Source organism: Chryseobacterium sp. GTID13, from assembly GCF_056172655.1.
This window is the reverse complement of record NZ_JAOCMB010000005.1, coordinates 548,190-569,189: the sequence shown is the minus strand read 5'-3', so window position 1 is coordinate 569,189 and position 21,000 is coordinate 548,190. Positions and strand designations below refer to the sequence as shown.

Annotated in this window: 19 protein-coding genes and 3 pseudogenes; 8 read left to right on the top strand and 14 right to left on the bottom strand. The window is 38.6% G+C overall.

What is annotated here, in order from left to right:
• Nucleotides 1-61: 61 nt before the first annotated feature.
• Both N4G44_RS08670 and N4G44_RS08665 read right to left on the bottom strand, forming a co-directional pair.
• A complete protein-coding gene (locus tag N4G44_RS08670; protein ID WP_474926019.1) occupies nt 62-565 on the bottom strand; it encodes an N-acetyltransferase family protein in 504 nt (167 codons plus the stop codon).
• 84 nt (nt 566-649) lie between these two features.
• On the bottom strand, nt 650-1,216 hold the full coding sequence (locus N4G44_RS08665; RefSeq protein ID WP_474926017.1) for a Crp/Fnr family transcriptional regulator: 567 nt from the start codon (nt 1,214-1,216) through the stop codon (nt 650-652).
• Between the two features lie 77 nt (nt 1,217-1,293).
• On the opposite strand from N4G44_RS08665, the gene N4G44_RS08660 reads away from it, so the two are divergent.
• A complete protein-coding gene (locus tag N4G44_RS08660) occupies nt 1,294-1,983 on the top strand; it encodes an HAD family hydrolase (RefSeq protein WP_474926016.1) in 690 nt (229 codons plus the stop codon).
• 29 nt (nt 1,984-2,012) lie between these two features.
• On the opposite strand, the gene N4G44_RS08655 is transcribed toward N4G44_RS08660, so the two are convergent.
• From N4G44_RS08655 to era, 4 genes and pseudogenes are all read right to left on the bottom strand, one after another.
• Nucleotides 2,013-2,441 carry a hypothetical protein gene (locus tag N4G44_RS08655; protein ID WP_474926014.1) on the bottom strand — a complete coding sequence of 143 codons (429 nt, stop codon included), beginning with the start codon at nt 2,439-2,441 and terminating at the stop codon, nt 2,013-2,015.
• Between the two features lie 104 nt (nt 2,442-2,545).
• Nucleotides 2,546-4,947: pseudogene (locus N4G44_RS08650) on the bottom strand (alpha/beta hydrolase family protein).
• 51 nt (nt 4,948-4,998) lie between these two features.
• Complete coding sequence (locus N4G44_RS08645) at nt 4,999-5,523, bottom strand: DoxX family protein (RefSeq protein WP_474926013.1); 525 nt, start codon at nt 5,521-5,523, stop codon at nt 4,999-5,001.
• Nucleotides 5,524-5,590: 67 nt separating this feature from the next.
• Nucleotides 5,591-6,465 (bottom strand): annotated as a pseudogene (gene era, locus N4G44_RS08640) (GTPase Era).
• 130 nt (nt 6,466-6,595) lie between these two features.
• On the opposite strand from era, the gene N4G44_RS08635 reads away from it, so the two are divergent.
• From N4G44_RS08635 to N4G44_RS08625, 3 genes and pseudogenes are all read left to right on the top strand, one after another.
• Nucleotides 6,596-6,913 (top strand): hypothetical protein, encoded by a 318-nt coding sequence (locus N4G44_RS08635; protein WP_474926011.1) that lies wholly within the window; start codon nt 6,596-6,598, stop codon nt 6,911-6,913.
• A 55-nt stretch (nt 6,914-6,968) separates the two neighbouring features.
• Nucleotides 6,969-7,532: a Crp/Fnr family transcriptional regulator gene (locus N4G44_RS08630; protein WP_474926009.1), complete on the top strand. Its 564-nt coding sequence runs from the start codon at nt 6,969-6,971 to the stop codon at nt 7,530-7,532.
• A gap of 271 nt (nt 7,533-7,803) precedes the next feature.
• Nucleotides 7,804-8,129, top strand: a pseudogene (locus N4G44_RS08625) (DMT family transporter).
• A gap of 60 nt (nt 8,130-8,189) precedes the next feature.
• Here the strand turns inward: N4G44_RS08625 and N4G44_RS08620 are convergent.
• The 5 genes from N4G44_RS08620 to gpmI all read right to left on the bottom strand — a co-directional run bounded on the left by N4G44_RS08620 (nt 8,190) and on the right by gpmI (nt 13,042).
• On the bottom strand, nt 8,190-8,960 hold the full coding sequence (locus N4G44_RS08620; RefSeq protein WP_474926008.1) for a class I SAM-dependent methyltransferase: 771 nt from the start codon (nt 8,958-8,960) through the stop codon (nt 8,190-8,192).
• Entirely contained in the window at nt 8,960-9,769 is an 810-nt protein-coding gene (gene map / locus N4G44_RS08615; protein WP_474926006.1) for a type I methionyl aminopeptidase, read from the bottom strand. Before map ends, N4G44_RS08620 begins: the two co-directional genes overlap by 1 nt.
• Nucleotides 9,770-9,846: 77 nt before the next feature.
• A complete protein-coding gene (locus N4G44_RS08610; protein WP_474926005.1) occupies nt 9,847-10,278 on the bottom strand; it encodes a BT0820 family HAD-type phosphatase in 432 nt (143 codons plus the stop codon).
• Nucleotides 10,279-10,370: 92 nt separating this feature from the next.
• Entirely contained in the window at nt 10,371-11,348 is a 978-nt protein-coding gene (locus N4G44_RS08605; RefSeq protein ID WP_474926003.1) for an acyl-ACP desaturase, read from the bottom strand.
• Between the two features lie 152 nt (nt 11,349-11,500).
• Nucleotides 11,501-13,042 carry a 2,3-bisphosphoglycerate-independent phosphoglycerate mutase gene (gene gpmI / locus N4G44_RS08600; RefSeq protein ID WP_474926002.1) on the bottom strand — a complete coding sequence of 514 codons (1,542 nt, stop codon included), beginning with the start codon at nt 13,040-13,042 and terminating at the stop codon, nt 11,501-11,503.
• Nucleotides 13,043-13,228: 186 nt separating this feature from the next.
• On the opposite strand from gpmI, the gene N4G44_RS08595 reads away from it, so the two are divergent.
• A complete protein-coding gene (locus N4G44_RS08595; protein ID WP_474926000.1) occupies nt 13,229-13,552 on the top strand; it encodes a translation initiation factor in 324 nt (107 codons plus the stop codon).
• 2 nt (nt 13,553-13,554) lie between these two features.
• Here the strand turns inward: N4G44_RS08595 and N4G44_RS08590 are convergent, their stop codons facing one another.
• The 3 genes from N4G44_RS08590 to N4G44_RS08580 all read right to left on the bottom strand — a co-directional run bounded on the left by N4G44_RS08590 (nt 13,555) and on the right by N4G44_RS08580 (nt 18,833).
• On the bottom strand, nt 13,555-14,352 hold the full coding sequence (locus N4G44_RS08590; protein ID WP_474925998.1) for a leucine-rich repeat domain-containing protein: 798 nt from the start codon (nt 14,350-14,352) through the stop codon (nt 13,555-13,557).
• A 158-nt stretch (nt 14,353-14,510) separates the two neighbouring features.
• Nucleotides 14,511-16,655 (bottom strand): alkaline phosphatase PhoX, encoded by a 2,145-nt coding sequence (locus N4G44_RS08585; protein WP_474925996.1) that lies wholly within the window; start codon nt 16,653-16,655, stop codon nt 14,511-14,513.
• A 348-nt stretch (nt 16,656-17,003) separates the two neighbouring features.
• Nucleotides 17,004-18,833 (bottom strand): cytochrome-c peroxidase, encoded by a 1,830-nt coding sequence (locus N4G44_RS08580; RefSeq protein WP_474925995.1) that lies wholly within the window; start codon nt 18,831-18,833, stop codon nt 17,004-17,006.
• 223 nt (nt 18,834-19,056) lie between these two features.
• Between N4G44_RS08580 and N4G44_RS08575 the strand changes: the two genes are divergently transcribed.
• Genes N4G44_RS08575 through N4G44_RS08565 form a run of 3 tightly spaced genes read left to right on the top strand, consistent with a single transcriptional unit; the run spans nt 19,057 to nt 20,944 of the window.
• The gene (locus N4G44_RS08575) at nt 19,057-19,512 is read left to right on the top strand and encodes a hypothetical protein (protein WP_474925993.1); all 456 of its coding nucleotides are present in this window, start codon (nt 19,057-19,059) and stop codon (nt 19,510-19,512) included.
• 16 nt (nt 19,513-19,528) lie between these two features.
• Complete coding sequence (locus N4G44_RS08570; RefSeq protein ID WP_474925992.1) at nt 19,529-20,383, top strand: nucleoside phosphorylase; 855 nt, start codon at nt 19,529-19,531, stop codon at nt 20,381-20,383.
• 9 nt (nt 20,384-20,392) lie between these two features.
• A complete protein-coding gene (locus N4G44_RS08565) occupies nt 20,393-20,944 on the top strand; it encodes a hypothetical protein (protein WP_474925990.1) in 552 nt (183 codons plus the stop codon).
• Nucleotides 20,945-21,000: the final 56 nt, after the last annotated feature.

Below are 21,000 nucleotides of genomic sequence, written 5' to 3'. Positions count from 1 at the left end.
GAGATTGCTTCAGCGCTTCTGAACTACTTTCGCAGACCTTTAGTCTGTTCGCAATGACAGCTTACCCTACTCTTTTCCCTAAAATCTTCAGGCTTCTCTCAACACCATCTAAAATAGCTACATCAGGTAATGTTCCCCAATCTTCAAACCCGAAATTCCTGAAAAGCTTTAAACTGGCCTCATTATGCAGGAAAATAAGAGCGACCAGGTTATTTACCCCGAATTTCCCGGCATTATCAATACAATATTTAAGGATGGTCTTACCGTAACCTTTCCCTCTGCAGTTTTCATCCAGATAAATACTCACCTCTACCGTTCCGCTATAGGCAGCCCTTTCATGGAATGAACTGAAGCTAACCCATCCTATGATTTGTCCATTCTGATCTTCGACCACCCAAAGCGGCCGTGTTTGAGGATTATGCTCATTAAACCATTTTATTTTGCTCTCCACAGAAACATTTTCCATATCTGCCGTTACCATTCTCGACGGGATGGTAGAATTGTATATCTCAACTATTTTTTCCAAATCTTTCAGGTCAGCATTCCTGAATTGCAGGTCTTCCATATTTGTATAGGTTCCGGTTTATTGATGTGCAAAAATAAGAAGCATTATATTCTTATCAGCAGGATCAGGGGAAAAGTTACCTTTTTATTTTTCTAAGTTTTTCAGAGTTCTGTTCAGGCTCCTTACTGTAATTCCCAGGTAGGCGGCCATGTCTTCTTTGGAAATTTCTATTTCCTGCTGCTTCTGGAGCTCAAGGAGCTGTGCAAGGGTATGTTCTGCCGCATACAGCTGCTGATAGGAAGCCCTTCTGGAAGTATTCACGATACGTTCGGCAAAAACATCCAGCAGCAGGTTATTCAATGAAAGATCATTCTTGATTAAATTCTTAAAATATGGAATTGTAACAGCATAAACGGTAACGTCGGTTACAGCTTCAATACTGCACAGACAGGGAATATCCCGGATCAGTTCTATTTCTCCGGTAATCTCACCTTTTCCAAGAAATTCAACAATGTATTCCTTATCATTTTCTTCAACAAAGAAACATTTGGTAATGCCATCTTTAATCAACATTATTTTAGAAGGATTTTCATTCTGTGTGAATATCTTTTCACCTTTGGAAAATGATCTGATGATAATATCTTCCTTACGTTCCTGTCTTTCGTAAAGATCTTCCAGGTAATTTAAAAACAGCTGATTGGTTCTTAGCATTTCTTATCCGGGACAAATGTCCTTTTGTGATTGAATTTTTATACTGAATTTTGTCAGCAGAAAATTACAAAAGTAAAATGAATAATCATATAACAACCATCGCATTTGATGCTGATGATACCCTTTGGATCAATGAACCTTATTTTCAGGAAGCAGAAAAGGAATTCTGTACCCTTCTTGAAGATTATCTTCCTCAACATTCCGTATCCCAGGAACTGTTTAAAACCGAAATGAAAAATCTTCATCTTTACGGTTATGGTGTAAAAGGTTTTATGCTCTGTATGGTGGAAACCGTTAGCAAAATTTCGGAAGGGACAGCATCCATGCAATTGATTAACAGAACCATTGAAATTGGTCAGGAATTGCTTCAGAAACCGATAGAATTACTGGAAGGCGTTACCGAAACATTGGATGCATTAAAAGGAAAGTACAGACTGGTTGTAGCTACAAAAGGAGACCTTCTGGATCAGGAAAGAAAGCTTAAAAACTCAGGCCTGCAGGACTATTTTCATCATATAGAAATTATGAGTGATAAAAAGGAAAGCGATTATCAAAAGCTGTTGAATCATCTGGACTGCAAGCCGGAACATTTTCTGATGCTTGGAAACTCAATAAAGTCCGATATTCTTCCTGTATTGGAGATCGGGGGCTTTGCAGCACATATCCCTTATCATGTGACCTGGAGCCATGAGCAGCATGAACATCATCTGGAGCATAGCAACTTTATGGAGCTGAAGAGTATTGATGAGATATTGAAATACTTATAAAAAGCCGTTCAAATGACCGGTTTTTTTTATTATCTCTGATATAGTTTTTCCAATTCACTATTGTCTTTCCATCCTCTGGAATTATGCATTGAAGTGATGATCATTTTTTCAAATTCCTCCAATGTTGTAGAGCTTCCGTTTACAGTTGCTCCTTTCCAAGGTCTATCATTTTCCGGAATCACATACTCGATTCTATATTCATCATAATACCTGGACTTAAAAGCATTAATAACAATATAATAATCTGAATCCTCAAAATCATTATTAAATATAAGCAATGATGCATGAGAAGTTAATCCATACAAAACAGTTTTCTTAAACATTTTATTGATGGATTTCAAAACTTCCAGCATTGGAGTTCCCGTATCTCCGATCTTGGCATCAGATTTCGGAATTAGCTCTTTATAAAACTCCTCTAATGACTGTCTATTCTGTTCAAAACGTCTAATTATTGGCATAGTAACATTATTAATTACAAATAAAATATTGTTAATACTGATAATTTCCAAAACTTAAATAAAAAGCCCATTCCAAAAGTGAACGAGCTTTTTGTTAAATTATTTTATTTCTTCAGACACTTCTCAAGGAACTGATCCTGCTCCCATAAAAGGTGTAAAATATTCTCTTTGGCAACATAGCCATGGGCCTCTTTTGGAAGAAGAACCATCTTTACAGGTGCGCCCAGGTTTTTCAGGGCCTGGAAATATCTTTCCGTCTGCAAGGTGAATGTTCCCGGGTTATTGTCCGCATCACCATGGACCAATAACAATGGCATTTTCATTTTGTCTGCATTCATGAACGGTGACATCGTGTTATAAATTTCAGGGACATCCCAGTAATTTCTCTGCTCGCTCTGGAACCCAAACGGAGTCAGAGTTCTGTTATAAGCACCGCTTCTTGCAATACCACAGGCATAATCTTTAGAATGGGTCAAAAGGTTAGCCGTCATAAAAGCGCCGTATGAATGGCCTCCTACAGCCACTTTGGTCCTGTCAATATATCCCAACTGGTCTACCGCGTCTATGGCAGCTCTTCCGTTGGCCACCAACTGCGGAATAAAGGTATCATTCGGTTCTGTTTTCCCTTCGCCGATGATCGGGAAGGCAGCATCATCCAGTACCGCATATCCTTTTGTAGTCCAGTATACGAAAGAACCGTAATATGGGAAGGTAAAGTCGTTAGGATTTTGGGTATTCTGTCCGGCTGTATTTTTATCTTTATATTCTGTAGGATATGCCCAGATCAGTAAAGGAAGTTTTTCTTTTTTAGCTTTTCTGTCGTAGTTGGCAGGCAGATAAAGTGTACCCGTTAAAGTAACTCCGTCATTTCTTTTATAGGTGATCACCTCTTTATAAACATCTTTAATGCTTTCAAAAGGGTTGGCAAAATGGGTTACGGCTTCTGCTTTATTGGATTTAATATTCTTTTTAAAATAGTTCGGATAAAGGCTCGGGGACTGTTGGGTCGTTAAGATTTCTCCTTTTGAAGGATTGAGAATATCAATAATCTCTTCCTTACCATTCTTTATGTTGGAAGTGTAGAGCCTTTTCTTTTTCAGTGACTTTACATCCATTTCATCAATGAAAGGATGCTGCCCGTCTTTCGTGAATCCATCTCCTATAAGGTAGGTTTTCCCGCCTTTCATATCAATAACGGTTCTTCCGTACTGGTTTTTTGCTGTATTAAAATTTCCGGGATCACTGTAAACATCCTGATAGTTCCTGTCATCAATAACTTTTGATTCACCGTTATTAAGATCTACCAGGAAAGATTTGGTATTTCTCGTATCGTACCAGCCTTCGGAGACTACGGCATAATGATCATTCGTCCAGCTCACCCCTTCATATCTCTGTTTGGTTTTAAAGAATGACTTCGGAGCAGCTGTAAAAGGGGCTTCCCAGGTAAAGATCTCATCTCTGTACTCTGCGGCTTTAGATTGGTCTCCCCGTCCAGAGCTTCGGCAAACACTAAGGTAGCCGGAGCATCACTTCTCCAGCCCATGCTTCTTTTTCCTGTTCTTACCGATGAGAATCCTTTCGGCATGATTTCATTCAAAGGAACATCATTTACTGTTTTTACAGCATTTCCTTTCAGGTCATATACCGTCGTAGTCGAAGGGAATCTGTTTAATGGAACGATATACGAGAACGGTTTTTTGATCACAGTGGCCATTAAATAGTTTCCGTCCGGGGAAAAGCTTAAACCGGAATACATATCCTGATCTTTTACTTTTTTAAGGTTTCCGTTCAGGTCAACGTTGTAAATCTCAGAAGCGGTAAGAACTTCAAAGTTTTTTTCATCCTGAGGATTTTTAAGAAGGTCCTGATAGGTTCTGTTTTGCGAAACTTTACCGTCAGCAGTAGAAACAATGGGTCCTGTCGGAAGATCTTTGCTGGCATCTATCAGAGCCGGTCTGTTTTGGGGAAGAGTTCTGACCAGCAGGCTTTGTGAATCATTGGACCACGTATATGGAGCTCCTAAATTTGCATTCAGGTTATCACCGGTAATCTTTTTGGCTGAAGCGGTTTCCAGATTGACGATCCAAAGCTCAACTCCTTTATCGGTTGTGTGGGTAAATGCCAGTGTTTTTTCATCCGGCGAAAATGAAATATAGGTAATCTTAGGATTGGCCGGCAGGTTCTTTACCTGGATCTCATTTTTATCATTGATCTTTCTGATCTTCAGATTATTGGAATAAGTAACACTGCTTGAGATATTGGTCACCGGATTAATCCTCAGGCCGGCAAGCTTCATTTCCTGCTGGTTAAGGTCCTCCAGAGTTTTATAGGTAGGACGGTAAGTGAAAACCACCCAGTCTTTTTTGCTGTTCATCAGAACACTCGGAGGTCTTTCGTAATCTGCAAGCTTTAGAATTTCAGCGGATGGCTTTTGATAAGTAATATTTTCCTGTGCATCATAGAAATTGAGAAATGCCAGAAGGCAAATTGTCAGTTTTATCTTCATATAATTCATTTTCTACGAAAATAGTGATTTTAAGCACCTGAAACAGCTTATTCAAGTCATTATTTTCCAGAAAATCCAAAAATTTAAAATTTTAGCACATAAAAAAAGAGCACTATATCTAATGCTCTTTTGCTTTATATGAACCGGATTACCAATCCGAAGCTCTTTTCTTTTTTCTATCATATGATCTACTGATATTTTTCCGGCGCCAAAGGCCATCAGCAGAAGATAAACAGACAGGTAGATAAGACTCAGCTCTCTTTTGTCAAAAGGATCTGCCCCGTGAACTAAAAAAGCAGCAATGGCCATTGTAAAGATCAGGAAACCTAAAGAAACTCTTGTAAAAAGACCTAATATGAGAAGTATTGAACAAACGAATTCAGCAATAACCGTAAGAACAAGGCTCACCAAAGGCCCTAATCCTATAAAGTTGAAGAACTCTATTTTACCGCCTTCCAACAGCATCTGAAGTTTCGGAAAACCGTGAGAAAGCATGGCAAAACCTACAAATACTCTCACTGCAAATAAAACAATATCTTTAGGTAGTGAGCTGGAATTGGACTGAAAATAGTTCATTTACTAAAAATTTAGATTAAAGTTACTAAAAATCTTTTAATAGAACGGAATTTCAGGTGTTTTTAGTTTATCTGTATCCGAAATTTTTCAGATCTCTGTCATTTTTACGCCAGTCTTTTTTCACTTTCACAAAAAGATTCAAATGTATTTTTTTGGAAAAGAATTTTTCAAGATCCAGCCTCGCTTCTGTTCCTACTTTTTTTATAGCTTCTCCTTTATGTCCGATGATAATTCCTTTCTGGGTATCTCTTTCTACATAAATAATAGAATCGATGAAAATAATTCCTTCTTTTTCTTTAAACTGCTCGGTAACTACCTCCACAGAATACGGGATTTCTTTCTCGTAGTTGAGAAGAATTTTTTCACGGATGGCCTCGTTCACAAAAAAACGCTCAGGTTTATCGGTGTACAGATCTTTGTCATAATAAGGAGGATTCTCCGGAAGCAGGGATCTTAGTTTTGGCAGAATAATATCTGTATTGAAAGCATTCAGGGCAGAAATAGGAAGAATTTCCGCTTTCGGAATCCTGTTGTGCCAGTCTTCCACCAACTTTTCCAGTCCTTCCTGTGTGGTCTGATCTACTTTATTCAGAAGAAGCAGTACCGGAACCGGGATCTTATTCAGTTTATCAATTAAAAATTCTGAAGGCTCGGCTTTATCGGTAACGTCTACAATGAATAAGAATACATCCGCATCCTGTAAAGAATCCTTTACAAAATCCATCATTTTTTCCTGAAGGCCATACTTGGCGTCTAAAACTCCGGGCGTATCTGAAAATACGATCTGTAAATCATCTTCATTATAAATTCCAAAAATCCTGTGGCGTGTTGTCTGTGCCTTTTGTGTTACAATAGCCAGTTTCTCCCCATTAATTGGTTTAATAAGGTAGATTTTCCGGCATTAGGCTTTCCGACTATATTTACGAATCCTGCTTTGTGCATATATTATTTTTTAGGCTCAATATTGAACCGGGGTGCAAAGTTAGTGAAAACAAAATTTAATTGGGTTTTGTTTCTGTGAAAAGTAAGTCCGGCCTTTGAAAAAGTAATATATTTATAGCAAAAATGAATTATGACCGAAGCAGAAAAGCATTTTGCTGAACTGGCAGCCAACATGCCGGAAGCCCAACAGGGCAAAATGTTTGGTGCTCTTTGCCTTAAAGCTTCTAACGGTAAAGCTTTCCTGCTGTCTAAAAATGGAAATATTGCAATTAAGCTTGGTGGTAAACTCTTAGAAGAAGCTTTGGATTTGAAGGGTGCTAGCATTTTTGAACCGTCGGAAGGAAAAAAGATGAAAGGATGGGTTCAGATTCCTGCCGAGCATCAAAACAAGTGGAAATATTTTGCTCAGTCTGCATTTGAAGAAGTGGAAAAAGCCATAAAAAAATAAAATTTCCAATTAACCCAAATTGTATTAATTTTTAAAACTGATATCTAGAATTTTTATGGATATAGACCAAATCCTTGACCATATTTACAGGATGCCTGAAGCTTCTAAAGATGCTTTAAAACAGCATATCAAAGAAGTCTCATATCCGAAAAACTTCTGCCTCATGGAAGCAGATAAAATCATTCCCTACATCTATTTTATCAGGAAAGGTATGGTACGGGCGTATGCTTCCACTCAGGATAATGATATTACATTCTGGTTCGGAAGTGAAGGTGAAACCATTGTTTCCATGAAGAGTTATGTGGAGGATAAACCCGGCTATGAAAGCATTGAGCTTCTGGAAGACTGTGATCTGTACGTCCTGGAAACAGAAAATCTGAAAAAGCTTTTCAATGAGGATATTTATATTGCCAACTGGGGCCGGAAATTCGCAGAACGGGAGCTTGTAAGAACGGAAGAACTGATTATTTCAAGGCAGTTCAAAACCTCGCTGGAACGTTATAAAGATCTGATGACTAATAAACCGGACCTTTTAAAAAGGGTTCAGCTGGGACATATTGCTTCTTATCTTGGAATTACGCAGGTAAGCCTCAGCAGAATACGTGCGGAGATCAAATAAGAGGGCTTGAAGATGGAAGATGGAAGATGGGAGCTGGGAGCTGGACGTTACCATCGGGCATTCATTTTCAACAGTTACCTTTAAATTTAATGAACAGTAAAATAAAATTGCTTTCCAGCTATGCTTTCGGGAATCAATAACTCCCCTCCTCCAGCTTCAGACTTCCTGCCTACATTCTCCAACCCTGATTAAAATATCGTCATTTTTTAACAATTGTAAAATTTTGTTTCCTCTCAAATCCTGAAATTTGCAGGAGAGAAAATTTAAAAAAATGAATTGGATTATTTTAATTGTCGCCGGATTATTTGAGGTTGCTTTTGCATCATGCCTGGGAAAAGCCAAAGAAACATCCGGAACTGAAATGTATTTGTGGTACGCCGGTTTCCTGATTACCATGACCATCAGTATGGTACTGCTGATCAAAGCTACACAAACTCTTCCGATGGGGACAGCTTATGCAGTATGGACAGGGATAGGAGCCGTAGGAACAGCCCTGATGGGAATTTTCTTTTTAAGGATCCGGTAAGCTTCTGGAGGATATTTTTCATCGTCACCCTTATTGGTTCCGTGGTGGGACTGAAATCTGTCTCTCACTAATCAGGAAAACAATTTCTATCTATATTAAATAAACCCGACTTCATAAAGAAAGCGGGTTTATTATTTATTTTTGAAAACTACAGGTAAAATCTCGTTTTTCCTTAACCCGTATTTTTTGATTTCTTCTTCTGAAAAATTCTGAGAGTAGAAATTCGGTTCGGTTTCAAAGCCGGCTTTTCTCAGGCGATCGAAATAATCTATTCCATACCAGCGAACATGGTCGTACTGTCCGAAGTGTTTCTGACGTTCTTTAGGATCAGTAATGGTGAAATCTTCGTAGGTTTTTTCCATAGAGTTTCTCATCGGAACCTGAAAGATTCCCCAGCCTCCGGGTTTCATTACCCTGTACAGCTCACTCATAGCTTTTGCATCATCTTCTATATGTTCCAGAACATGATTACAGAATACAATATCGAAACTGTTATCTTCAAAAGGCAGATCCAGGATATCAGCTTTCACGTCTACAATCGGAGAGAAAAGGTCTGCCGAAATATAGTTCAGGTTTTTCATCATTTTGAATTTCCTGAGAAATTCCTGTTCGGGGGCAATATGCAGCACTTTGGCATTTTTGATAAAAAAATCTGTCTCATTCTGAAGATAAAGCCACATCTGGCGATGTCTCTCCAGGCTCAGCGTTCCCGGAGAAAGGGCATTTTCCCTTTGCTTTCCATAGCCATAAGGAAGGAATTTCCGGTAAGATCTTCCATCAATAGGGTCATAGAATTCATCTCCCTTGAAAAACTGGTAGATAAGCGGCCTCGCCCAGATACTCATTTTTATAAGCATTGGGCGAGGTATTTTATTAAGTAAAAGTTTAGTTACTTTTTTCATTAAAAATCCAATTGGAACGGCTTTTCCTCATCACTTACAATCCCTAAAGCCTCATAAACATATTTAAATGTGGAAAGCAGTACCGGTTTCCCATTGATCACCGCCACATCATGCTCAAAGTGGGCAGAAGGCAGATTATCCAAAGTGGTTACCGTCCAGCCATCATTATGAAATTTCACTTTTTCCGTTCCCAGGTTTACCATAGGCTCGATGGCGATGGCCAGACCGTCTTTGATGACTTTTCCGCTTCCCTGTCTTCCATAATTCGGAACCTGTGGATCTTCATGCATTTGTCTTCCAAGGCCGTGCCCTACAAGTTCTTTTACCACGCCATACCCTTCTTTTTCACAGTGCGACTGGATGGCATGGGAAATATCCCCTATCCTTTTTCCTCTTACACACTGTGCAATTCCTTTATAAAGGGATTCTTTGGTTACCTGCAGCAGTTTTTTAACCTCAGGTTTTACTTCCCCGATTTCAAATGTGTAGGCATGATCGCCTACGAAACCGTTAAGAACAACCCCACAGTCCACAGAAAGAACGTCTCCTTCTTTTACAATATCCTTATTAGGGAAACCGTGAACCACCTGATCATTCGGAGAAATACATAAAGAATTCGGGAAACCTCCGTATCCTAAAAAAGCAGGTTCTGCTCCATGATCTTTAATAAAATCATGAGCCAGCTTATCAAGATATAAGGTATTGATTCCCGGTTTTATTTCTTTGGCAAGCATTCCCAGCGTCTTTGAAACCAGGTGTGCACTCTCCTTCATCAAACGGAGTTCTTCTATTGTTTTTAATTGAATCATTGTATTAATTTACCAGTGTAACAATTTTGCAAGTGATTATTGTTACATTGTTATACTATTAAATTGTTATATTATTTTTACCAGAAAAGTCCTTTTTTCTTTTCTTTTTTCAGTTTTGAATAAGCTAAAACTTCTTTTCCTTCTACACGGAATTCTATTCTTTCCTGGATAATATTATAAATTTCACCCCAGCCCGGGAATCCGCCCAGATTTCTGTCGTCGATGAACCAGTCTGCATCCAGTTTTCTGGATTGGTTCTCAGGATCGAAAACTTCTCCTTCAAAGCTTGAATTTACAGCATAAAACTCTACTCCGTTCTGTCTGCAGAATTCTACGGCTTCATCTAACGTTTTTCCGTGTCTATATGTCCAGAGGATTAATCTGTATCCTTCTGCCTGAAGTTTTTTTAGTGTTTCAAAAGCAAAAATTTTTGCTTTGCCAATTGCCGGATATGCATCATCCACGATAGTTCCGTCGAAATCTACAGCAATTTTTTTATTATTTAACATTTTGTCTTTTTTTAGCTTTGCAAAGATAAGAAATAAAAAGAGTGCCGAAAACGATGGCACTCTTAAGTTTTTATAATTTAAGTAGTATAGAACTAACTTTTCACCCAATTAAACTGGAACTGAAGGTCCGGTGTAGAAACTCTGTCTGTGATTTTCTGTAGTCTTGCAGGCAGTTTCATTAAATATTCCTGAGCTTTTTCAGCTTTTTCGGTAAGTCCTTTTACGTGTTCAATCTTCCATTCATCCAACAGGTCTGATAAAATATTGATATAATCGTTTCCTGTATACACCATGCATCTCTGGGCAGCATCTGAGAAATGTCCCCAAAGCTCTCCGGCTTTCTGTCCGGACTGTCTCATCAGGTGGGCAGGCATAACGATTTTCTTACGCATCATATCTTCGAAAGCAAGAATCATTTCTGATGGGTCTATTTCAAGAATTTTGGCAACGAAGTGCTTGTAAGCTTTGGCGTGTCTGGCTTCATCTGCAGCAATAACACCACACATTTTTGCCAGTTTTCCGTTTCCGGACTGCTTGGCCAGTGTTCCTACTCTACGGTGAGAAATGTTGGTTGCTGTTTCCTGGAAGCTTGTATAGATGAAGTTTCTGTAAGGGTCCATGCTTGTTCCCAGATCAAAACCATCGTTGATAAGATATTGAGTGGTAATTTCCACTTCTCTCATGTTTACTCTTCCGCACAGGTAAAGATACTTATTAAGAAGATCTCCGTGTCTGTTTTCTTCGGCAGTCCATGCTCTTACCCAGTTGGCCCAGCCTACTTTTTCTTCCTGGTCGATTCCTTCAACACCCATTAACCATGATTCATAAGATGGTAATGCTTCTTCTGTAATACAGTCCCCGATCAGGGTTACAAATAAGTCGTAAGGCATCTCACGGGCAAAAGTCTGAATTTCTTCAAGATCATATTTAAAATCTGAGCTTGACGGATCAGGCAGGTAATCGGAAGGCTGCCATATTTTTTCAATTGGCGTTAAAAATTTATCCAGAAAAGAGGTTACTTCCTTTTCCAATATTCCCATTACTTCTTTCCTAACAAGCTTTTGATACATCTGACTAAATAGATTTTAATTTGCAAAGATATGATTTATTTATTATTTGTGGCATAATAACGTATGCAACCCATACCATGACTGATATAAATCATACAAAAATGCCGCCATCTGTTATAATAATGGCATTTTTATGACAATATTATTAAATTTTAGCTAACTAAAATGTCTCCTGTCATTACTTCCGGAATTTCCACACCCATTACTTTTAAAATAGTAGGCGCTACATCACCCAGTTTTCCGGGTTTTAAATTCCATGTGTGGTCCTTATCCATAACAATAAACGGGACAAGGTTGGTGGAATGCTGAGTATTTGGTGTTCCGTCCGGATTGATCATTACATCTGAATTTCCGTGGTCAGCCAGGATAAATACAGCATAACCGTTTTCATAGGCAGCGGTTGCTACTTTTTCAATGCATTTATCTACTGTTTCGGCAGCTTTTACGGCAGCTTCAAAAACACCTGTATGCCCTACCATATCTGTATTAGCAAAATTTAAGCAGACAAAATCAGCGGTTCCGTTTTCAAGTTCCGGTACGATGGCATTGGTAATGTCATAAGCAGACATTTCAGGCTTAAGATCGTAAGTAGGCACATCTTTCGGACTTGGGCATAGGAGTCTTCTCTCCCCATTGAATTCCTCTTCCCTTCCTCCGGAAAAGAAGAATGTTACGTGAGGATATTTCTCTGTTTCGGCAATCCTGATCTGCGTTTTTCCGTTTCTTTCAAGAATTTCACCCATTGTTTCCTTCAAAACTTCTTCATCAAATACAACCTGTACATTCTGGAAGGTCTTGTCATAATTGGTTAAAGTAATATAATGAAGGTTCAGCTTACGCATAAAAAATTCAGGGAAATCTTGCTGGGAAAGTACTTCTGTGATTTCACGTCCTCTGTCTGTACGGAAATTGAAACAGATAACCACATCATTATCCACAATTTTTGCCACCGGAACTATATTTCCTGTCGCTGTAGTGTTGACTAAAATGATAGGTTTTAAGAATTCATCGGTTACATTATTATTGTAAGAATCTTTGATGGCAGCCAATGCATCTGTGGTTTGCAGCCCTACACCTTCTACCATTGCATCATATGCCAGTTTTACACGCTCCCATCTTTTGTCACGGTCCATAGCATAATATCTCCCGATTACGGTTGCCAGTTTTCCTACAGTTTTCTGCATATGCTCCTGCAGTTCTTCTATAAAGCCAAGTCCTGAATGCGGATCACAGTCTCTTCCGTCCGTAAAGGCATGTACAAATACATTTTCATTCAAACCATACTCGTGAGCAGCGGTAAGTAATCCTTTCAAGTGATTGATATGGGAGTGTACCCCACCATTGGAAACCAATCCGATAAAGTGAAGTTTTTTATTTTCTCTTTTAGCATATTCGAAAGCATCCTGAATAACCTGCTGCTGTCCCAGTGTTCCGTTTTCCACTGCCATATTGAGCTTTACAAGGTTCTGGTAAACTACCCTTCCTGCTCCCAGATTCATATGTCCTACCTCAGAATTCCCCATCTGCCCTGCAGGAAGTCCTACAGCCAGGCCGCTGGCCTCCAGAGTTGTATGTGGAAATTTTTGATAACAGCTGTCTATAAATGGAGTGTTTGCTTTATCCAGGGCAGAAACCTCAGGATTTGTCCCCAGTCCCCATCCGTCAAGGATTGCTAATATTGCTTTTTTTGACATTTTGTATAACTTTTTGTTACACAAATTTACCTAATTTCGGATGAATAGAAGAATTTGGAGGGTTTATTTTGAAAAGATCAGGAGAAAAAATGATGTTTCTTCAGGCTACTGGTATCAATAGAAATAGCATAATTAATTTTCAAACTTGCTGATGTACTTTTATAAATTATTATTTAATTTTGCTCTATGGATTTACGAGACCAGTTAAAGAACCTATTTCCTGAACACGAAGAACAGGATTTTGAGATGCCTAAAGAAGAATTTAAGCAGCAGGAACCTTTGGTGTGCAAATTTGAGAAGAAAGGCAGAAACGGTAAGCCTGTAACGATTGTTGGAGGCTGGGAAGGCAGTGAAGAAGATTTAAAGAAAATCTCTAAAAAAATAAAAACCACCCTGGGAATAGGTGGCTCAGAGAAAGACGGAACGATCATTATTCAGGGTGATAACCGTGACAAAATAATGAATATCCTTAAAGAAATGGGATACAAAACCAAAAGAGTCGGCGGATAGATCTAGAAATAGATCTGGGTTTCCGGCATCAGGTTTTTTAACCGTTCAATCTTTGTTTTTTCTATTGGATTTCCTGTCAGAATAAGGGTTTTCAGCTTTTTCAGCTGTGTTATTTCTGAAGGAAGATCTTTCAAATGGTTATGGGCCAGATTCATACTGACTATATTTTCCAATCCTTTTATCTTAGGAGAAATTTCCGTGATGTGATTGCTGCTTGCATTCAAAAATTCAAGATTCTGAGCCTTGAAAAGGTTTTCCGGAAGTTTTACAATTGCATTCTGCTGCAATTCAAGGTATTTTAAATTTTTCGGAAAGGAAAGGTTTCCCAGATCATTAATCTGATTTTCAGATAAATTGAGAAATTTTAAATTTTTGATCCTGTACAAACGGTCAGCAATGATACTGATCTGATTTCCCTGCAGGTTAATTTCTTCCAGTGCAGGAATTTCCATCAGTGCCTCCGGAAATACATTAAGATTATTGGCATCAAAATGCACTGCCTTTAAATTTTGAAGTTTGGCGATATTGGAATTAATGCTTGAAAGACCATTCAGGTTCATCGAGAAAGTGTTCAGCTTTTTCAGATTTCCTATTTCATCAGGAATGTATCTGATGCTGTTTTCATTCACATTCAAAATCTCAAGTTCAGTTAAGGTAAAAATCTCCTGATCCATTTTTTCAAGTTTGTTTCCCATGATGTTCAGGAAAAACAAAGACTGCAGTCTGGAAATCTGCGGGGGAAGATTGAAAAGCCCTTTTTGCCTGAAACTTATACTATAAACCGTCTTTTCACTGTTCAATGCCTCATCAATGCTGGTAAAAGTGGGATATTTTACCGGATCGATCTGTGCCCTGATCTGGCAGAGATATAAAACGGAAATAAATAGGATAATTTTTTCATAGAAAGAAGTTTTGGCTGCGGCGGCTTCGCCGCCGCAGCCAAAACAGATATTAATATTTACTTTTTCAATAATTTCACGGTCTTCTGGAAACCGCCTTGTGCCTCAATATTCAGAACAAGGATGCGGGATGATTCCAGCTGATGGGTAAAATCAAGATCCAATGATCTGTTTACTCCACTGAATTTTCTGGTATAAACAATTTTTCCGTCTATGCTGTATGCTGTTACTGAAATATCTTTCAAGCCTTTTGGTGAATTGATCTTAACAATTCCTGAAGTAGGATTTGGAGCTACATTAACCGTATTTTCTGCATTTTCGTTTTCAACCGTTCCCAATGCTCCGGAAGTTCCCAGGTTTTGCTTTAAGGCAATAACAACCGTAGCCGATTTTCCTCTGTAATCGATCGTATTTCCTGTAGCATCTATATCTGTAGTAATGGTAGAATCAGGGTGCTGGATCGAGAAGAAACCGAATTTATGGTCAGGAGTAAACGTTAGTCCTGTCGGCTCCGATCCTGCCGGCATTGAAGCGAAAAGTCTTACTTTAGGATTGGCCTGCGTATGATCCGGGGCAATAACCCAAATATAATTTTTCCCACCATCCTGAAGAACCCAAAGGTTTCCAAGCTCATCAAAAGTAAGGTTATCGTTTCCATCGCCCCATGCTTCACTCTTCATTCCCTGTGGAGTATTGAATGAGTACGTGGTAGAGGAACCTCCTACAAAAGTTTCAACCTGAGAAGCAGTTGCTCCGTTATCCTGAAGACGGTATACTTTATCCAGACCTTTGGCTGTAAAATAAATTTTTCCATCCAGCGGGCTGATGTCTACATCTTCTACTCCGTTAAATCTTGTTCCTCCAAGCGACTGAGCAAGAGCTGTGGTGTTATTCTGATCTGCTTTTATCTTATTCGGAACCTGGATCCATGTTGCGGTAGTTACTACAGGATCTCCGGCAACGCTTAATCCCTGGTCCAGTTTTAATACATACAGATTTCCTGAAGAAAGATCGTTTGGAGTATCCATTACATATTTGTACACCATATGAGTTCCTCCGTCTTCTCCGTAATAGGCTGTAGTTCCGGCATTGTTTACCACTACATTTTCGTGGTTCATGATGCCCATCTGCCAAAGCTTTCCTTTAGACCCGTCTGCATTTTTAGAAATCACCTGTGCCGTAGCAGGATCAATTTCCACTAACCACCCGTAATCTTTATAACCGTCACCGTTTACATCGTTGGAAGTAACAGATTCTTCGGCTGTAACCACTGTTCCCCAAGGAGTAATTCCACCTGAACAGTTTCTGATTGTCTGAACCAGGCTAGGATCTGAAAAGCTTACAGCTCTGGATCTTGTCAGCTGCCAAAGTTTTGTAGAAGCATTGTAATTCACCTCAGCCATGGTAACACCTCCCGGATTGGTTTCGTGGTTTACAGAAAGGTACCCGTTTGTGCTGCTTCCTGCTTTGGCAACATAGGCTGTGAAGTCATTCTGGCCGCCTACCATTCCGCCTCCTTCAGTATAATTGTCGCCTTCTTTTAAGAGAAGCTGGTATTTGTGTTCTGCAGGAATAATCAGTTTATTGGTTTGTGCAGTAGGAACAATTGAAGTAAAACAGCTGATATGTGTTCCTGTGCATCCTGCTACAGTTGGTATTGTCTTTAAATAAGCATCTATTCTAAGGTCTGAACTGGCTCCGGATCTGTTATGAAGCTCTACGGAAATCCTGTTGGTACCATTTACAAAACTGGATTTCGGAATAGAAAAGGTATTATACACATTTTCCGCCGCACCATCAATTGTAGTGCTGGACGGTGTACTGAAAGCAATAGTCCCTGCAGGCATATTATCCCTCGCAACTTCTACCCCGTTAAGGTAAACTACAATTCCGTCATCTCTCATCACTCCCAGTTCCATATTATCGGTAAGAGTTGATAAATCTACCGTAAAGTCTTTAGCAAAATAAGCTGTTGTAAGACCTGAGCTGATGGTAGTAGTTACAGGATCACCATATCCAAGAGGTCCGTTTCCGACTGCCCATGATGAAATGTCAAATGTTTGCCCTTTCCATGAATCTGCCAGTGCCTGGTTATTGTCTTTGTAGCTCCATGACGAGTTTTTATTGAATAAAAAAGTCTGCGCCTGTGCAGTAAAGCCGGCAACCATTGCCAAAGCCGCAATTGTAAGTAGTTTTTTCTTCATTTTCTATTGATTTATTAGACACTGCAAAACTATTTTTTTGGCCTGGCACCTCTGTTAATAGGACTTTAAATATAAAGAGGAGAATATTAATTTATTTATAACCCAATGTTAAGGGAATTAAATAATTGTTAAATGATGCGGGTTTCGGGATGCGAAATACGGGTACGATTAGGTTCGGGATGCGGGTTTGGTGAATGAACGAAAGAAGGTTATTACTCGGGATTGGTTAATGATAGTATTGAGTATAATTCTGAACTTGATTTTTTACAACTCTTAAAACCAAAATAATTTTCACCCAAACTTTAAACTCAAAACTCGAAACCAATTAACCCGAAACCCGAACCACAATTACTTCGCCCTGCTGATATCCGTCAAAGAATTCAGAAAGACAATAATCTGTCTGATCTCGGTTTTTGTAAGATCCAGTTTATCCGGTGGTAAGGTCTGGTTTTTCATCTTTAGGCCCAATCCTTCTCCCCCGCCTTCGTTATAGAAATCCATTACTTCTTCCAGAGTGTTGAAAGCTCCATTATGGAAATAAGGTTTGGTAAGTGCGATATTTCTCACCGTAACTGTTTTGAAAGAATAATCATAGATCCAGGACTTTTCTTTTTTCACAGGGCTGTTTCCTCTTCCCGGATCAGAATCCAGCTCAACAGGAAGCTGATTGACAGGCTTTGTTGTAATGCCCAAGACCTCGGATTCATTTTCATTAAAAAACGGGGGTACAAGGCCTGAAAAATGCGGAGCAAAATGACAGGTGGCACAATTGGCTTTCCCCATAAAAAGATTGTATCCTTTTTTGACCTCTTCAGAAATATCTTTTTCATTTCTCATAAAACGGTCAAAATCACTATCGAAAGAATACAGGGAGGCTACATAGGAACTTAAAGCCTTGGAGAAATTTTCCTTATTTATTTTACCATCCTTAAATGCGGTACGGAAAGCTTTTGTATATTCAGGTTTTGTTTTTAACTTCCGGATGATTTCTTCATAGCTGGTATTGAATTCATCATCATTGTAGATAACATGTTCCGCCTGCTGCTCCAGATAAAATGCACGCAGGTCGTAGAAAAATCTTTTGGCGAAAACAGCATTATACAAAGATGGAGAATTTCTCAGGACGGTTTTCCCTTCCACATTACTCTGCGATTTTACTTTGAGGTCTGTAAAAGCATTTTTCTGAAGATGGCAGGCCGCACAGCTCATTTTACCATTCTGGCTTAAATTCTGATCATAGAAAATAGATTTCCCAAGACTTCTGAGGCTGGCATTGTCTTCTGAAGATTTCAGTAAAGTGTAGAAATACGGATCCAGAAAATCGCTGCTGAAAAGATTCCTGCTCTTTACATTCCATCCGGAAAACTCCTTGAGATCGTCCTCTCTCCCATCCCATTTTCCAAACTCTTCATAAAGAGGCTGGATATATTTTTTGTAAAATTCAATCCTGTCAAAAGCCTCAAAATCTTTATGGTCTGAAAGGTAACCGATCCCTTCAGTAAGGATTTGACTGGCTTTCTGAACGTTATAGTTTTTAAAATAAGCATCATCATTGATATATTGTTTAATTCCGGTAAATGCATGTGAAGCTTCTTCGGAAATATTCAGGGAACCTGGTGTATCAAAGCCTGTAACTCCAAGGGTATATATTCTTATCAGTTCTATCCTTAAAGGCAGTGTTTTGTTGTTTCCTCTGCTTAGTCCGTTCTTCACTGTACTCAGGTAAAAGCCTGAATAGGAATTGTAGAGAAAATCTGTAATGGTTTTGATCTTTTCTTTTTCTTCCGGAGCTTCATCAGAAAATATCAGTTCGTCCAATACCTGAAGTCCTTCCGGAGGCAAAGTATATGCAGAAGTGCCTGCAGCCTCTATATGAAACAGAGGAGCAGCATTAAGATGTGTTTTTGTAAATTCCGGATAATGATAGGCAATATAAAACTCAATTTCTTTAAACGAATTTCTGGTATTGCTTAAAGAATTCCGGAGCTCCTGGATAGAAATCTGATCTTCCGAAAATTTATAGACATCCGACTTCAGCTGCTCAAGCTTGTTTTTAAAATCTGACAAACCTTTATTAACAAAGGTATTTTCGTTTTCTTTTCCCTTATCAACCGGGTTAAAAGACATGACAGCCAAACCTATCAAAATAACTACAGCAAGCAGCGGATATAATCTCATGAATTTTTAGCGGCAAAACTACCGTTCCGATGTTATCTTAAGTTTAAGCACAGATTAAAAAATGTTTATATTTCAGGTAAAATATTTTTATTAATTTTAAACCCCGAAATCAAATTCATTATACTTGGAAACGGCTGATTTCTGAAAGCCGGTTAAAAAATGATGACGTAAGATATTGGGAGAGTTTTTTTTAACATCATTTCACTAAAAACAAAATATGATCATGAAAGCAAAAGTTTTATTCGCATTTGCGGCGGGTTTCCTTTCAGTTTGTGCATTTTCACAGAAGAAGAAAGAAATGGCTGTTTATGCCGAGAAAAAAGGTAACGATTATTATCTGATACGCCTGGAAGAAAATAAAGAAATTCCCAATGTATATGTGTATTCAAACGGGGTGACAAAACCTTATAAAAATTATACAGACCTTAAAGATGTCGTAATGGACTTTCCGGGAATGATGGATTCCAATAACTCAACCAAGGAAGAAATGGTTTCCGTATTAAAGAAAGGTGACAAATTTTACGAAATAACCACCCAAAGAAAAGACCCGAAAAATTTTGAAAAGACCATTGTTACAGTCTACGAAATTTCCCAGGGACAGAAAAGGATTGTAGAGGAATACGATACGATTTATGATCTTGCCGGATCTCCTTACAAAGAGGCTATTTTCATTAATTAAAAAAAAAATATAAATTATGCTAAATAAACTTGCTGCCTCAGAGCTGGTGCTGAATGACGACGGAAGTGTATACCACTTAAACCTTTTACCTGAAGATATTGCTGATAAGATCATCCTTGTAGGAGATCCTGACCGAGTGGCAAAAGTTTCAAAATATTTTGACAAAGTAGAAATCAAGAAAAATAAAAGGGAATTTTATACCCATACCGGAACATTACGAGGAGAAAGAATTACCGTAATGTCCACAGGTATCGGAACAGAGAATATCGATATCGTGATGAACGAACTTGATGCCCTTGTGAATATTGATCTTAAAAATAAAGAATTCAAGACAGAACACAAAGCTCTTGAACTTTTCCGTATGGGAACCTGCGGAAGTGTAAATCCTGACGTACAGGTTGATAATATGCTGGTAACCCAGAATGTGGTTGGTCTGGACGGGCTGATGCATTTTTATCAGGATTACAGCTTTGAGAACGAGTTTTCCAAAAGCTTTATGGAAAAATTCCCTTATGAAAAAATCAAGCCGATGCTTTATTTCTCGGACTGGGCAGAAGAAATGGGAGAATATTATAAAGATGCCAAATACCATGGAAATACAGCAACTTTCCCGGGATTCTACGCTCCTCAGGGAAGACAGCTTCGTTTAAAAGCAGTTGATGATAAGTTCCTGGAAACATTAAACGATCTTGGAATTACAAACTTTGAAATGGAAACCTCTGCCATTTATGCGCTTTCAAAATTATTAGGCCACAAAGCCATTACCGTCAACAATGTTATCGCCAACAGAAGACGTGGAGAGTTCTCTGCAGACCATCATGCCTCTGAAAAGAACCTTATTAACTGGGTGCTGGAAAGAATCATTAAATAACTAAAGGTAATGGGCCAGGATATCACATGTCTGATCATTAAAGAAAATATTGAACTAGATAAAAACATAGTTCATTTCAGGATTAAGGAATTGACTTTCATTCCTTTTAATACTTCATGTGACCTTGGCATAGAAGATGCTAAAAATTTTGACCTTTTGAGTGATTATATCCAGCATCTGGAATCCCAGAACAACTTTGATCACTATCCCTACAATCGGGATAATGATCATTGTGATCTGGATATTTTCAAAATAATAAGAGACCACCACATTGAAAGTTTCATCATAGAACACTCTTATGACTGGGCGGACATGCCTGTGGAATATTATTTTATGCAGGTTCAGGATGGCACAATCCTCAAGAATTCTTTGGTATATGATGATAGTGAGCTTTCAAAAAGTAATAAAGCCAACATTCAGGAGGCTAAAAAAATTTCGGCCTTCATTTCAATTGGTTGGACAGAACTGATCTATTTTACTCCTATTATCACGCTGACAGAGCTTATACTCTACAGCAGGCAAAATAGAATTTCAATACCTGAATCTTATTCTATTGCCTAATAAAACGCAAATATCTGCTTGATCTGCTCAATCTGCGAGCAATTTTTCTCTCTCAA